A 14,308-nucleotide genomic window follows, 5' to 3' on the forward strand; every position below is an offset into this window, starting at 1 on the left:
CAAAAGTACTGTGGCCCTAATGATGGCTTTGACACAAATTTAACATAATTCAGCAGGGGTGCTAGTTTCTGGCACCCCCTAAAGTTGCAACATCCAATCTACAACTCTTCTAGTTCTGGTGTTGAGATTATACTTACCTGGTTTTTCTCCACCGCTGTTGCTTGTAGCATTGCAGTATTAGAGATAGAATTGTTAGCCAGTGTAAATAGTGGATTGGACAAAATACCCGCGATGGAAGTCGCAATTAAAGTTACTATTAGTCCCACTTGCAAAGGTCTAAACCCTGGCAAGTTCCACTGTACTGCTGGATAATTTTTGACTACCTCTGACATTTCCTGGGGTTCCTTGACTACCATCATTTTTACCACGCGAATGTAGTAATAGATGGAGACAACACTAGTAACTAAGCCCAGTAAAACTAACCAGTAAAGTCCAGCTTGCCAACCAGCCCAGAACAGGTAAATCTTGCCAAAAAACCCTGCTAATGGCGGAATCCCACCCAAGGAAAGTAGAGATATACTCAAACCGAGTGTAAGCAGTGGGTCTTTTTGATACAATCCAGAGTATTCGGCAATTTGGTCTGTTCCTGTGCGTAGGGAGAAGAGAATCACGCAGGTAAAACCGCACAGGTTCATGAACAAATACACCATGAGGTAAAATACCATGCTGGCGTATCCCGCTTCAGTTCCCGCAATCATGCCAATCATCACAAATCCAGCTTGAGCAATGGATGAATAAGCTAACATCCGCTTCATGCTAGTTTGGGCCAGGGCGACTATGTTACCCAATACCATACTTAGGACTGCAAGGGCAGTGAAAATAAATCTCCATTCCTCCGCAACTAGGGGGAAGACTGTTGTCAGCAAGCGAATGGCCAGGGCAAACCCAGCGGCTTTGGAACCCACCGATAAAAAAGCAATCACCGGGGTGGGAGCGCCTTCGTAAACGTCTGGGGTCCACTGGTGAAAGGGTGCGGCGGAGATCTTAAAGCCGATACCGGCAATCACGAAAATCAGGGCAATTACCAAACCTAAAGACTGACCACCATTAGCAGCAGCAATACCATTAGAAATCGCCCCTAATTCTGTTTGTCCACCTGATAGACCATACAGCAGGGAAACACCGTATAAAAATATTGCCGTACTGGAGGCTCCAATCAACAGGTATTTCAGCGCAGCTTCGTTAGAGCGGGGATCACGCTTGGTATAACCTGTGAGTAAGTATGAAGAAATACTGAGGGTTTCCAGTGAGATGAAAATCATCACCAACTCACTAGCACCGGATAAAAACATCCCTCCCACGGTAGCAGTGAGCAAAATAGCGATGAATTCTGCTAAAGCAGTACCACTTTGCTCAATGTAGCGAATTGACATCAATATAGTTACCGCAGCAGACAAAGCAATAATACCGCGAAAAACAATACTCAGGTCATCACCAATAAAGCTCCCGGTAAAGGAAATGGGATTAGTAGCATCCCATTGAAGATAGAGAGCGCCAACCGCAACCACTAAACCGGCGATCGCCACATATCCAATCCAGCGTGAGGAGCTACGTCCCAAAATCAAATCAACAATCAAAACCCCTAAGAGGGTGACAATTACAATCCCCTCTGGCAAAATCGTTCCAGCATTTAACTGGGATGTCAGATTAGAAAAATCCATGAGATATATAGGTTTTGACGATTAGACATTAAGGAAGCATCTGAGTTTATTCTATTGTTACGGCTGGATATTTTCGATATTTCTGTAAGGTTTTCTCAAAAATTCTTCCCGTGTCATCCATTGTTGGCAAGTATGCCGAAGGTAACAAATTGTTACAACATCCCATTCAATCCCAAAAAGAATCCCATAGCGTTTTGAGTAGAGAAGATATCGAATTTATTCCCCTACTATACATATTACACCTACCGAATAACTGGACTTTAGACTAAAAATACAAGCTGCTTGAATAATCCCTAAGTAGTGAGACACTTATCCAAGGAAAGGAGAACTAATGTCTGAGTCGTTAAATTTTTGCAGTCCTGGTTAGCCCATAAGTAGAAACTCAACCCCAGAATAACCGGTATTTTGGGGTATCATCGCTGATGTATCCTCATGGTTAATCAAACAGCCATATATTACCGATGTCCTTTGACAATCTCTGCAAGCTACTATCATAAAAACACCCCCAAAGGTTCGCCAGTTGGGTATTAGGTACACCGCAAGGGGATGTCACAATTCTCAAAACCGAATTAAGCATAGAACCCATCCGCGCCGATTATGTCACCTTTTTACAACTGCAAGGCAGGATTCTACATTTAGAATTTCAAACCTTAGAATCCACACCACCCCTACCACTACGAATGTTAGACTATTGGGTAAGGTTGTATCGCTTGTATCGTTTACCAGTGACACAAGTAGTAGTATTACTGCTTCCTCCCCTGGATGAGGGCGAAATCACTACAGCCTTTAACGTGGAAACTACCCGTCATGAATATCGTCTAATTCGGATGTGGGAACAAAACCCAGAAATCTTTCTCCAAGACCCTGCATTGTTACCACTAGCACCATTAACAGCGACCAACCAACCCCAAACCTTGCTGACGGAAATTGTCTCCCGGATTAACGCACTGGAGACAACTCAGCGTCCTGAAATTTCGGCTTACACCCAAATTTTAGCCGGGTTAAAATTTAAGAAGGATTTAATTAGAAGACTATTTCGGGAGGGTATGATGCGGGAGTCAGTAATTTACCAAGAAATTCTCGAAGAAGGCGAACAACGAGGGAAACAAATAGGGGAACAACGAGAACGACGTTTACTTATACGTCAACTTACACGCAGGGTGGGAGAATTACCCCCAGATATAGGCGCACAATTAGCAAATTTATCATTGGCAGAATTAGAAAATCTGGGTGAGGCTTTATTAGACTTTACCAGTTTGTTAGATTTGCAGTCCTGGTTAGGTAATAAGTAGAAACTCAACCCCAGAATAACCCGTATTTTGGGGTATCATCGCTGATGTATTCTCATGGTTAATCAAATAGCCATATATTACCGATGTCCTTTGACAATCTCTAAAAACACCCCCAAAGGTTCGCCAGTTGGGTATTAGGGACACCGCAAGGGGATGTCACAATTCTCAAAACCGAATTAAGCATAGAACCCATCCGCGCCGATTATGTCACCTTTTTAGAACTGCAAGGCAGGATTTTACATTTAGAATTTCAAACCTTAGAATCCACACCACCCCTACCACTACGAATGTTAGACTATTGGGTAAGGTTGTATCGCTTGTATCGTTTACCAGTGACACAAGTTAAGGTTCATAGCTCTTAGACCTTGTTGATAATAGTTGCGCTTTAAAATATTGTCAACAAACACCTTTGCGAACCTTTGCGCGTACTTAGCGACCTTTGCGTTTAAACCCCGGACAAAAACACAAATCTATTAGAACTAGAAAACCGGCGAGTTCCGAAACTAGAGGTAAACATATGAGAATTGCTGCTAATATTTTAAGAAAAGTATCGATGATGCTAGGAATTGATCTTAGCGGAATCAGTAAAGGCTGTTTAAGTCATTAAGTCAGCCTAAGAAAGTTCGTTTATGGACTCTTCGGAAATCCCCGGTTTTCTAAACTGGAGAAGCTTAATCTAAATGTTTAACGGGAATAGCTGTTAACTTGTTCAGATAATTAGCTACTTCCGTTCTATGACAACGGCTTGAATCTTTTTCAGCGCATAATAATAAAACATTTGCCTCTTTTACAATTTCTGCAACTTCATTTAATTATTTTTCTGCCGCTTCTAAATTCTCAGAGGTTGTTTGTCAAGTCATGATTAGTGTATCAAATATTTTTAGATCCCCCTAAATCCCCCTTGAGAAGGGGGACTTTGACTCTAGTTCCCCCCTTGAGAAGGGGGGTTAGGGGGGATCAAGAAGTGTCTAAAATCACCTTATAAAACTTATCAAACATCCTCTCAGGTATCCAATTTTTATCACCTGATGTGTTACCCAAATTTGTTTTAGATATATATATTTAATATTGCTTGACTCACACAAGGTACTAAGTTTTTATCCGTACCAGCGACGACTCCAAGCTCGTGGGACTCTTCTGATATCAACTACATATTCAACATTACAATCTTCTATGTATTTTAAAATTTCATCGTAATTTTTACGGTTGCCATATCCAAAAGTAAATATGTATCTGTTGTAACAATTATATGCTTTCATTTATTTATCTCCAAATTTTAAAATCTATCTAAACTATATAGCCTTTTTCAGGCTCATGAAGTACACACCAATTCCCTGTTCCGGTGTTCCCTCAAACTAAAAAAAATTGTACCTCACGAGCATTGGAAATGCTATAAATGACACATTTTGTGATTATAAACAATATAGCAGCAATCTTCTAAGATACTGCAAGTATAACGAATTTATTTTGTGGTTTAATCTTCCACTGGATTAAGCAGGGTTTTCTACCCTAGGCTACGGAGGGTAGTGATTCTGCAATAATACAATTCTCCTCTAAAGTTTCTGCGGATAAGGATGTAATTCGCCAATGCCACAAAGCACAAGAAATTAAGCTGAAGGGAACATTAGTTTTTAGTAGGCAGGAGATTAAATAAGTGAACCGCGATCGCCTCTTTGAGAAACTCCTCCAGAATTGAGCTAATGATAAGTAAAACTTACATCAAGCATAATTTTTATTAAAAAAATACCCCTTGCCAAACATTTGTAAACAATTGTAAAGTAGTGTCATAGACAGAAAACAAACCTGTCTCATTCATACATACATAACCGCAATCATAAACAAATGACCACAACCTTACAACAGCGCCAAAGCGCCAACGTATGGGATCGCTTCTGCGAATGGATCACCAGCACCGAAAACCGCATTTACATCGGTTGGTTCGGAGTCCTCATGATCCCCACCCTCCTAGCTGCTACCACCTGCTTTATTATCGCCTTCATCGCTGCTCCTCCTGTAGACATCGATGGGATCCGCGAACCAGTAGCTGGCTCCTTAATCTACGGAAACAACATCATCTCTGGTGCTGTTGTTCCCTCCTCCAACGCCATCGGCTTACACTTCTACCCCATTTGGGAAGCAGCATCCTTAGATGAGTGGTTGTACAACGGTGGTCCTTACCAATTGGTAATTTTCCACTTCCTGATTGGCGTAGCTTGCTACTTAGGACGTGAGTGGGAACTATCCTACCGCTTGGGAATGCGTCCTTGGATCTGTGTAGCCTTCTCAGCACCCGTAGCAGCAGCTACCGCAGTATTCCTCATCTACCCCATCGGTCAAGGTTCATTCTCTGATGGTATGCCTTTAGGTATCTCAGGAACCTTCAACTTCATGATCGTGTTCCAAGCAGAACACAACATCTTGATGCACCCCTTCCATATGTTGGGTGTAGCTGGTGTATTCGGTGGTTCCTTGTTCTCTGCAATGCACGGTTCCTTGGTAACCTCCTCCTTAGTACGTGAAACAACCGAAACCGAATCTCAAAACTACGGTTACAAGTTCGGTCAAGAAGAAGAAACCTACAACATCGTAGCTGCTCACGGTTACTTCGGTCGCTTAATCTTCCAATACGCTTCCTTCAACAACAGCCGTTCACTACACTTCTTCTTAGCTGCTTGGCCTGTAATCGGTATCTGGTTCACCGCTTTGGGTGTAAGCACCATGGCGTTCAACTTGAACGGTTTCAACTTCAACCAATCAGTAATTGACTCTCAAGGTCGCGTCATCGCTACCTGGGCTGATGTGATCAACCGCGCTAACCTGGGTATGGAAGTAATGCACGAGCGTAACGCTCACAACTTCCCCTTAGACTTGGCTGCTGGTGAAGTTGCTCCTGTTGCTTTGACTGCTCCTGCAATCAACGGCTAAGAGATTCAGGTTCAGAAATTTAAATAATACTGTCTCTGCTTGATTAAAGCGCTCTTCCTACCGGATGGGCGCTTTTGGTTTGGTAATGTAACTGTTTGCCAAGGTGGAAATCACCCGGTAATCCTCGCCATGTACATCCCTCTCATCCCTGAGCATAAATGCTCCTGATCGAGAGAACGAATCGCACCATATGCCTTAATTGTGGTGCACAGACGGAAAATAAAAAGGAAATGTGAGAATATATTCTTGTCCTGAGCGTGAGTACACAACAAATCGAGATGTTGCTGCTTCCTTTGGTAGTCATAAATGGTGGTGTTAATGCCGTTGGGCAGAGGGTGTGAGAAAATGCTTGCTGACTCCTACTGACGCGGGTTAGTGGTAACACTCATCTAGTTAAGTGGGGATGAAGCAGGAATCTCCCGCTACACCACTTTGCAGTTAGCGGGGAGTGTCAAAAAGTTAAGTTTTGATAGTTTTCATGGAGAGTGAATCATGCTAACCGCTGCAAAAACGTTGTCTGGTTTGATGGGTTTATGTGTCGGTGATGCGTTGGGTGTACCTGTGGAGTTTACTAGCCGTGCCGAAAGAATTAAATCTCCAGTGACAACGATGTTAGGCTATGGTACATGGGAGCAACCACCCGGAACCTGGTCAGATGATAGTTCTTTAACATTTTGCTTGGCAGAAAGCCTGTGTCGGGGTTATTCCTTAGATACTATAGCTAATTCCTTTTGGCGCTGGTATAAACAAGCTTATTGGACTGCTCGCGGTGAATTGTTTGATATTGGTATGACTACCCATGAAGCAATTATGCGCCTGAAGCAGGGTGTTGTACCTCACCAAGCAGGAGGGAGGCTAGAACATAGCAATGGTAATGGTTCTTTGATGAGAATTTTACCCATGGCTTATTGTTATCGTCACCTAACTTTCCCCGAATTGATTGCTAGAGTCCATGATGTCTCTGCCATTACCCATGGTCATCTGCGATCGCAAATGTCCTGCGGTATTTATGTTAGTATTGCCGTAGCGTTACTAGAAGGGGCTAAACCGGAAACAGCTTATTTACAAGGATTAGCAAAAATCCAATCACTGTATTCCGACCGTGAATACATTTTAGAGAAACCTCATTTTCGCAGAATATTCAGTGGTGAAATAGCCCAGATACCAGTTGAAGAGATTAATTCTGGAGGCTACGTAATTGACACCCTGGAATCATCCCTGTGGTGTTTGCTAAATACCTCCTCTTACGCCGAAGCCGTACTGACAGCTGTCAACTTGGGTAAAGATACAGACACTACTGCCGCTGTGACTGGGGGGTTAGCAGGGATATACTACGGACTGGAAAATATTCCCCAGGAATGGATCAATAAAATCGCCCGCAAACAGGACATTATTAACTTGGCAGAGCGCTTTGCCAAAGCTATCGATACTCAGATTTAGATTTTTTGTATTTTTCAACCCCGGTTTTATAAACCGGGGATTTCCGAAGAGTCCATAAACGAACTTTCTCAGGCTGACTTAAACAACCTCCACTGATTCGGCTAAGATTAATTCCTAGCATCACCGCTAGTTTTATGGTGGATATTTACAGCAGTATTACGTTCACACTCTCCACGCCTAAAGCCAAGTTGCCGCGGTACTTTTGGGCAATTTACGGGTGAGCTGCTAGTAGGATTTAAGCTGTTGAGAAATCCATTGCAAGTAGGCTTGCGAACCGGCAACAATAGGTAAAGCTATGATTTCTGAGACTTCGTAAGAGTGGAGTTCCCGAATTTTGGCTTCCAAACTGGAAAATAGGGCCAAATCAGTTTTAATCAGCAACTGCCACTCGTACTCTTTGTATATTTCTCCTTCCCAAGAGTAAATAGAATGGATTGGCAACAGACTGACACAGGCAGCCAGTTGAGCTTCTACAAGGGCATTAGCAATTGTTTCTGCCTCCTGCTTGTTGGCAGTTGTCACCAGTACTACACCATAATGAGCAGGTATCTCCATAAATTTTAGACCATAGACAGAGAGTACACCTGACCATCAATCAACAGTCGCGTAATCCCCTTGGCTTGAAGATGAGTACTAGCCTTATGTAGTACTTTACTATCGGGAACTTTAATTACGCGATCGCGCTTGGTAGAGAAGCGCTTTGCGACTCGATGGTTATCAAATACTGGCAAAGTTCTTTGCAAGGTTTCTAAGTTAGGAATTTGTCCCAAGTCGCCGAAATCCTTCAGTGGTCGGGTAATTAACTCCGAGCATCTATCAATTACCAAATAACAACTTTTCGGCAACTGTGCTGCGGAAAATGGCAAGACTTGCACCGCTAGCTCATTCACCCTTCGTCTTGTAACTAAAGGCATTGAATCCTCTAGATATTCCTCCTCCTCCTCGTAGTCGTCCTCGTAGTCGTCCTCGTCTAAATCATCCTCTAAATCTGACAAATCCTCTGACTCATCTAGCAAATCCTCGACTAGCATGTGGGAAATAACACTTGCTTGAGGATGTTCTTCCTTTAAGAGGGGAGCAGGAATACCGGCCAGTTCAGCGGGCTGGGGTTCGACTATTTCTAATCGCTTTGCTGTACGTAACTTTGGTTTCTCTTCTGCCGAAGAACGCCGACGGACTCGTCTTATAGAGGGGCTGAGATCCTCCTCTTCCTGCGGTTGGTGTTCTTCGATCACCGGTTTTTGCGGGGAGATATCTGGTAATCTCAAGCGAGGGATGGCTTTTTCCTGGCTGGGCAGATCTGGCTCCGGCTCTGGTTGAGTTAAGAAAGGTAACTGGGTGTAACTTACCTGCGCCCGACCTTCAGGAGTCCTGGTTGCACGTTTGAGAGAAACCAGATATTCATATTCATCTTCGGGTAAGGTGCTTTTGAGTAGGCGACTAATTGTCGAGTTACTTACACCATAACGTTCCGCCAAAGTTGATGTTGTTTCGGCACTTTCTCGATATAACTTGAGAATTTCTCGTTTGTCAGGCTCTGTTAATTTTCTCACGGTAGACACCAAATTTTCTAAGCTCGTTTGCGACCGCGCTCCTGCGGAGTTCGGCTAAAGGATGGGTTATCTTGTAGGACAAAGCCCATAGGACATAACACTCCACTAAATATCCAAAACATTTCTAGTATCTCTCCACTTTGATAGTTTGACCCTTGAGCATACTTAAACCATATATCTGCAATGTAGATCCAAAAAGCGTCCTGTGCAACCATTCTCCAATATTTGGCGGATTTTCCGGTCAAAAAGGCCATTAGCCTTCCCTGGGGCAATAATAATTAATAAAACCACATCGTCGAGTACCTCAAACCAATTGAAGCTACCAACTAGAGGCTTTAAGGGTGCTGTCTGTTCCATAGAAATCCACCATACTACTAACAAGGTAGCAAACCTTGCAATGGCTAAGACAATGAGCAACTGCAATTTTTCTAAATTTATACCTTGGGAAGCCCAACCTAAAATCATCCTTACGTCAAGGGAAATATAAGTCAGGATAAAACAACACATCAATAATCGACACATCTGGTTTTTGGTCTATAATTATTTCTGTGTAACGGAAAATTAGCCCTCCCAAGAAATAAGAAAATATACTAGTGGCAAGTGGATCCCCAATATTGAGTGAGTATTTGCAGGCGACGCCAATCCTTCCAGCATAAAACACTGACACCCAAGTAAGCCAAGACTTCAAAAATCTTTTCACCAATGAAGTAGGAGTCAGTAGGGCTTGCTCTGTCTGTGGCTATAAGCCCACTGTATTTGATCTGCTGAACCAAAGAAAATTTCCACATCTGTGATTGTCAACCCTTCTCCACCGCATGCTTGGGGTTTCTGGCGAGATCAAAGCGTTTTTTTTGGCATCCACAATTTTCATTTGCTTTTTGGTACTAGATGATGATACAATCACGAAAGTGATTTCTTAAGAAGCTACTATGCTAGCTTGGGCGCGTAACTCAGTTGGATAGAGTATCCGCCTTCTAAGCGGACTGTCGCAGGTTCGAGTCCTGCCGCGCCTGTTCATTTAGGCAATACATTCTACTCATGAATGTGGATACACAACAAATCCCGATATTGCTGCGGCTCAAGCAAGCAGAAATCGTGTCTTTAGTACCGTTGGGCTGAAGTCAAACGACTGGGTTTTGAAAATGATCAATAAAAACTTGGAAAAGCCTTATAGTATTGTTTTTTTGATACTCATATTATTTGGCCTTACTGCCGTACTTGTGGCTGAACCCGCTTGGGGGGAGGAATCTGCCCAAAATGCTGCTGGCTTCGATCCCCAAATGTTCTTGCGAAATGCTTTACAGTGGATAGATGGTATTGGTGCTGTGGGAGCATTAGCATTTATCCTACTTTATATTATTGCCACGGTCGCCTTCTTGCCAGGGTCAATCCTGACTCTTGGTGCTGGTGTTGTGTTTGGTCTGGTTATGGGTTCGATCTACGTCTTCATTGGTGCAACTATAGGAGCCACAGCCGCTTTTTTAGTTGGACGTTATTCAGCCAGGGGTTGGGTGGCTAAAAAAATAGCAGGTAATCAAAAATTCCGGGCTGTTGACGAGGCTGTTGGTAGAGAAGGATTGAAAATTGTTTTGTTGACCCGACTCTCTCCTGTATTCCCCTTCAATCTTCTGAACTACGCCTATGGTGTTACCGGAGTTACCCTCAAAGATTACATTCTCGGATCTATGGGTATGATTCCCGGAACAATTATGTATGTTTACGTCGGTTCCTTGGCTGGTAATCTGGCCGCGATTGGTACCGCATCTCAACCTGATAACCCCGGTTTACAGTGGTTAATTCGGATTCTTGGCTTCATAGCCACGGTTACTGTGACAGTATATATTACTAAAGTTGCTCGCAAGGCTTTAGAAAATGAAGTTTTACATTAACAGTCTTGATGTGGTAAGCGAGGAGTAAATAATGTCAAATTTACCATTGCCAAAAGTAACTATCCTACCCACGGATGAGCATAATCAGAAACTAGTTTCTTACGTTCATCCGCCCCATTGGGTCAATCCTCAACCTGTTGATTGTTACGACTTGGTTGTAATTGGTGCTGGTACGGCTGGATTAGTTGTAGCAGCAGGATCTGTAGGTCTAGACTTGGGATTAAAAGTCGCTTTAATTGAAAAGCATTTGATGGGGGGAGACTGTTTAAATTTTGGTTGTATTCCCTCAAAATGTATGATCCGGTCTTCTCGTGTAATTGGTGAAATTTCCGGGGCGCAAGGTTTTGGTATTAATACCCCTGAAGACATCAAAGTTGATTTTCCTCAAGTTATGGAAAGGATGCGAAAGGTGAGAGCAGGTATCAGTCATCATGATTCTGCGACTCGCTTTCGCAACCTTGGGGTTGATGTTTTCTTGGGAACCGGTCGTTTTGCCAGTGATAATATTATTGAGGTTGATAGCCAAAAAATCCGCTTTAAAAAAGCTGTGATTGCTACAGGTGCTAGAGCTATGCGACCCCCAATTAAGGGACTGGAAGCGGCTGGTTTTCTCACTAATGAAACGGTATTTTCACTAACTGAACTCCCCAAACGCTTGGCTGTGATTGGCGGTGGACCGATTGGTTGTGAATTGGCTCAGGCTTTCCAGCGTCTAGGATCTCAAGTGAGCTTATTTCATCAGGGTTCCCACATCTTAAACAGGGAAGATCCCGAAGCGGCAGAAATTCTGCAAAACTGTTTTATCCAAGAAAAAATACACTTGCTTTTAAATAGCCAAATAGATCATATTGAGAAGAGTATTGAGGGAAAAGTGATATATTTTCTCAGCAACGGCTCGCCGATGTCAATCACAGTGGATGAGATTTTAGTTGCTACAGGACGCGTTCCTAATGTTGAAGGTTTAAATTTAGAAGCAGTGGGAGTGGAATACAATCACCGCCAGGGAGTGAAGGTTAATGACTATTTACAAACCACTAACCCCAAAATTTATGCTGCTGGTGATATCTGTATGAAGTGGAAGTTTACTCACGCAGCTGATGCGGCGGCTCGAATTGTGATTAAAAATACTTTGTTTTCACCTTTTGGTTTAGGAAGATACAAACTTAGTAATTTAGTCATCCCTTGGGTAACTTATACTGACCCAGAAATTGCTCATGTGGGAATGTATGAACAGGAGGCTCAAGAACAAGGTATGAAGATTAATACTATTAAGATTCCTTTTAGTAGTGTAGACCGGGCGATCGCAGATGGTGAAGAGGATGGTTTTGTTAAAATTCATCACCAGAGGGGTTCTGATAGAATTTTAGGAGCAACAATTGTTTCTCGTCATGCTGGAGAAACCATCAGTGAAGTAACCACAGCCATGGTCAATAAAATTGGTTTAAATGGTCTGTCTAATGTAATTCATCCCTACCCAACTCAAGCAGAGGCTATTAAAAAAGCGGCAGATACTTATCGCCGTACATTATTGACACCAACATCAAAACAATTCTTACGATGGCTAACAAGATTTTCCTAATTCTGTGGTGGCACTATCGCCCATTGATAAAATAGCCATATAGCCTTTTTCAGGCTCATGAAGTACACACCAATTCCCTATTCCCTATTCCCTAAAAGTGAAAAACTTTGTACCTCACGAGCACTGGTAATACTATATTTTAACATCTTGAGTTATTTATAATATTTTTGTAATTGCATCATTTTTTTAAATGCCCTATATTTTCTTTATTCGACAAAATCAAATCAATGAATTAATCAGGAGGCAATTATGTCATCCATTATCAATGTCACAGAAGCCACATTTAAAAAAGAAGTACTGGAAAGTGAAATTCCAGTCTTAGTGGACTTTTGGGCTCCTTGGTGTGGTCCTTGTCGGATGGTGTCTCCGGTTGTAGATGCGATTGCTGGGGAATACGCGGGACTGATAAAAGTGGCGAAGTTAAACACTGATCAAAATCCCACCGTTGCTAGTCATTACGGTATTCGTACTATTCCCACGCTAATGGTATTTAAGGGGGGAAGACAAGTTGATATAGTTGTGGGTGCGGTACTAAAACCTACCTTAATTGAAACTTTAGAGCAGCACATTCAAACATGATAATTTCAGGTTGGTAACACTGGCGTGAGTCGGTTGTGTGTGTGGATTTTAAATTTGTGATCTCTGTGTAAACCTCATCTCAGTTGTGGGAGTGAGGATGATTGATGATTAACCAGAACAAAATATCAAGTTTCGTAAATTTAGGTTTGAATATCATCAAGTTAGTGGTATTTTCAACATGAGGACGCAATATAAACAAGAAACCAGGGTAAATGACTGTGTGTCCCCCCGTCATAGACCCAAGTGAATATCAGCAAATCAAAAGCAAGTGCCGATAAACATGATGTTGCTCTTGTAGCTAGATCATATTGCTGATATTGCTAGATGCTCTGTAAACCTTATTTTTACCTCTCAAATAATTAACTTCAAGAATTGGAAACCTGTAAACCCAGAAATACCGGTTAAAAATCTAAGGATTAGATTTTTAACCGCTTTTCGTTGTTCTAATCTTTTTTCAATTCCACCCAATCCCGTAAAAGCTGGTTGACCTGTTCTGGTACTTCGTCATGGGGACAATGACCTGCATTCAGAAAATGTTCTGTTAGTTGGGGATAGTATTGACGAAACTTCTGGGAACGTTCTCTGGCATTCATCCAGGGGTCAGCTTCTCCCCACAATAATAACAGGGAACAAGTTAACTGTTTTAACAGCACATCAACTTTTTCCCCTTGGGGGGTGCTAAAAACGGAAACAAATACATCTAAAGCACCGGGATCATAAGCAGGTCGGGCAATTTCTGTTACTAATTGGTCTGTGACTGCACTGTGGTCAAGATAAACTTTTTTTAAGGTGCGGCGAATTACCCAACGTTGTCGTACATATTCAAATAACAGCAACTGGGCGAAACGTTGTTTAAAAGTCCACTTCACGGAATCACCTAAGAGTTTTTGTAACCCAGAAGGTTGTTTAGGGGGTTGAATTTGTGATTGTAATGCTTCAGGTTCAGAAATAGAAGGGTTTTCGCTAAACGGTCCAGCACTGTTGAGTAAGACTAAACCGGCCGCAAGATCAGGACATTGTGCTGCTACACACAAACAAGCATACCCCCCCAGGGAGTTACCTGCTAGTATGGTCTTCTGACCAATAACTTCACTGATAAAATCAGCCAGTTGGTCGCGCCATAAATCACCGCTGTACTGGAGTTTCGGTTTTGCTGAACGCCCAAACCCTAACAGATCAATGGCAAATACTTCAAAATCTAGATACAGTCCTGTGATATTCTTGCGCCAGTGATCTGTGGATGCGCCAAAACCATGGACTAACAGCAAGGGTGGACGTTGGGGTTGTTTTTCTCCCCTGTGGACGTAGTATATATTATGACCCCGCCACTGCCAATATTGACCAGGAATGGGATTTGTAGAGGAAGCTGTGGTTAGTTGCATGATATAAG

The 14,308-nt window shown here is 42.5% G+C and carries 12 protein-coding genes, 1 tRNA gene and 2 pseudogenes; 9 read left to right on the top strand and 6 right to left on the bottom strand.

Annotated elements, in window-relative coordinates; translation table 11 throughout:
- Positions 1-98 precede the first annotated feature (98 nt).
- Positions 99-1,661: an NAD(P)H-quinone oxidoreductase subunit N gene (locus tag AC6IZ0_RS09850; RefSeq protein ID WP_497725933.1), complete on the bottom strand. Its 1,563-nt coding sequence runs from the start codon at positions 1,659-1,661 to the stop codon at positions 99-101.
- Positions 1,662-1,771: 110 nt separating this feature from the next.
- On the opposite strand from AC6IZ0_RS09850, the gene AC6IZ0_RS09855 reads away from it, so the two are divergent.
- From AC6IZ0_RS09855 to AC6IZ0_RS09865, 3 genes and pseudogenes are all read left to right on the top strand, one after another.
- Positions 1,772-1,930 (top strand): hypothetical protein, encoded by a 159-nt coding sequence (locus AC6IZ0_RS09855; protein ID WP_497725934.1) that lies wholly within the window; start codon positions 1,772-1,774, stop codon positions 1,928-1,930.
- 192 nt (positions 1,931-2,122) lie between these two features.
- A pseudogene (locus AC6IZ0_RS09860) lies at positions 2,123-2,953 on the top strand (Rpn family recombination-promoting nuclease/putative transposase).
- 104 nt (positions 2,954-3,057) lie between these two features.
- Positions 3,058-3,303: pseudogene (locus tag AC6IZ0_RS09865) on the top strand (hypothetical protein); the annotation flags it as partial.
- Positions 3,304-3,624: 321 nt separating this feature from the next.
- Here the strand turns inward: AC6IZ0_RS09865 and AC6IZ0_RS09870 are convergent.
- Positions 3,625-3,747: a DUF488 family protein gene (locus tag AC6IZ0_RS09870; protein WP_497726035.1), complete on the bottom strand. Its 123-nt coding sequence runs from the start codon at positions 3,745-3,747 to the stop codon at positions 3,625-3,627.
- A gap of 1,048 nt (positions 3,748-4,795) precedes the next feature.
- Between AC6IZ0_RS09870 and psbA the strand changes: the two genes are divergently transcribed.
- Together psbA and AC6IZ0_RS09880 are read left to right on the top strand one after the other, a co-directional pair.
- Complete coding sequence (gene psbA, locus AC6IZ0_RS09875) at positions 4,796-5,878, top strand: photosystem II q(b) protein (protein ID WP_497725935.1); 1,083 nt, start codon at positions 4,796-4,798, stop codon at positions 5,876-5,878.
- A 492-nt stretch (positions 5,879-6,370) separates the two neighbouring features.
- Entirely contained in the window at positions 6,371-7,318 is a 948-nt protein-coding gene (locus AC6IZ0_RS09880) for an ADP-ribosylglycohydrolase family protein (RefSeq protein WP_271732822.1), read from the top strand.
- A gap of 225 nt (positions 7,319-7,543) precedes the next feature.
- Here the strand turns inward: AC6IZ0_RS09880 and cutA are convergent, their stop codons facing one another.
- The 3 genes from cutA to AC6IZ0_RS09895 form a co-directional block, all read right to left on the bottom strand.
- The gene (gene cutA, locus AC6IZ0_RS09885; RefSeq protein WP_271732821.1) at positions 7,544-7,873 is read right to left on the bottom strand and encodes a divalent-cation tolerance protein CutA; all 330 of its coding nucleotides are present in this window, start codon (positions 7,871-7,873) and stop codon (positions 7,544-7,546) included.
- 5 nt (positions 7,874-7,878) lie between these two features.
- The gene (locus AC6IZ0_RS09890; RefSeq protein WP_497726036.1) at positions 7,879-8,871 is read right to left on the bottom strand and encodes a transposase; all 993 of its coding nucleotides are present in this window, start codon (positions 8,869-8,871) and stop codon (positions 7,879-7,881) included.
- A 165-nt stretch (positions 8,872-9,036) separates the two neighbouring features.
- On the bottom strand, positions 9,037-9,336 hold the full coding sequence (locus AC6IZ0_RS09895; protein ID WP_497725936.1) for a hypothetical protein: 300 nt from the start codon (positions 9,334-9,336) through the stop codon (positions 9,037-9,039).
- Between the two features lie 474 nt (positions 9,337-9,810).
- Between AC6IZ0_RS09895 and AC6IZ0_RS09900 the strand changes: the two genes are divergently transcribed.
- The 4 genes from AC6IZ0_RS09900 (at position 9,811) to trxA (ending at position 12,918) form a co-directional block, all read left to right on the top strand.
- A tRNA-Arg gene (locus AC6IZ0_RS09900) sits at positions 9,811-9,884 on the top strand.
- A 129-nt stretch (positions 9,885-10,013) separates the two neighbouring features.
- Positions 10,014-10,760, top strand: coding sequence for a TVP38/TMEM64 family protein (locus tag AC6IZ0_RS09905; protein ID WP_497725937.1), 747 nt, complete (start codon positions 10,014-10,016; stop codon positions 10,758-10,760).
- A gap of 31 nt (positions 10,761-10,791) precedes the next feature.
- On the top strand, positions 10,792-12,339 hold the full coding sequence (locus tag AC6IZ0_RS09910) for a mercuric reductase (RefSeq protein ID WP_497725938.1): 1,548 nt from the start codon (positions 10,792-10,794) through the stop codon (positions 12,337-12,339).
- 249 nt (positions 12,340-12,588) lie between these two features.
- Positions 12,589-12,918: a thioredoxin gene (gene trxA / locus AC6IZ0_RS09915; RefSeq protein ID WP_497725939.1), complete on the top strand. Its 330-nt coding sequence runs from the start codon at positions 12,589-12,591 to the stop codon at positions 12,916-12,918.
- 443 nt (positions 12,919-13,361) lie between these two features.
- Here trxA and AC6IZ0_RS09920 read toward each other — a convergent pair whose 3' ends face one another.
- The gene (locus AC6IZ0_RS09920; protein ID WP_271732811.1) at positions 13,362-14,300 is read right to left on the bottom strand and encodes an alpha/beta fold hydrolase; all 939 of its coding nucleotides are present in this window, start codon (positions 14,298-14,300) and stop codon (positions 13,362-13,364) included.
- Positions 14,301-14,308 lie beyond the last annotated feature (8 nt).

It is taken from the genome of Anabaenopsis sp. NIES-4685, from assembly GCF_059725405.1.

Bases quoted from the DNA above. Each gene is read 5' to 3' on its own strand.
- AC6IZ0_RS09850 (WP_497725933.1), bottom strand. From the start codon at position 1,661: ATGGATTTTTCTAATCTGACATCCCAGTTAAATGCTGGAACGATTTTG.
- AC6IZ0_RS09895 (WP_497725936.1), bottom strand. From the start codon at position 9,336: ATGATTTTAGGTTGGGCTTCCCAAGGTATAAATTTAGAAAAATTGCAG.
- AC6IZ0_RS09880 (WP_271732822.1), top strand. From the start codon at position 6,371: ATGCTAACCGCTGCAAAAACGTTGTCTGGTTTGATGGGTTTATGTGTC.
- AC6IZ0_RS09920 (WP_271732811.1), bottom strand. From the start codon at position 14,300: ATGCAACTAACCACAGCTTCCTCTACAAATCCCATTCCTGGTCAATAT.
- AC6IZ0_RS09910 (WP_497725938.1), top strand. From the start codon at position 10,792: ATGTCAAATTTACCATTGCCAAAAGTAACTATCCTACCCACGGATGAG.
- psbA (WP_497725935.1), top strand. From the start codon at position 4,796: ATGACCACAACCTTACAACAGCGCCAAAGCGCCAACGTATGGGATCGC.
- trxA (WP_497725939.1), top strand. From the start codon at position 12,589: ATGTCATCCATTATCAATGTCACAGAAGCCACATTTAAAAAAGAAGTA.
- AC6IZ0_RS09905 (WP_497725937.1), top strand. From the start codon at position 10,014: ATGATCAATAAAAACTTGGAAAAGCCTTATAGTATTGTTTTTTTGATA.
- cutA (WP_271732821.1), bottom strand. From the start codon at position 7,873: ATGGAGATACCTGCTCATTATGGTGTAGTACTGGTGACAACTGCCAAC.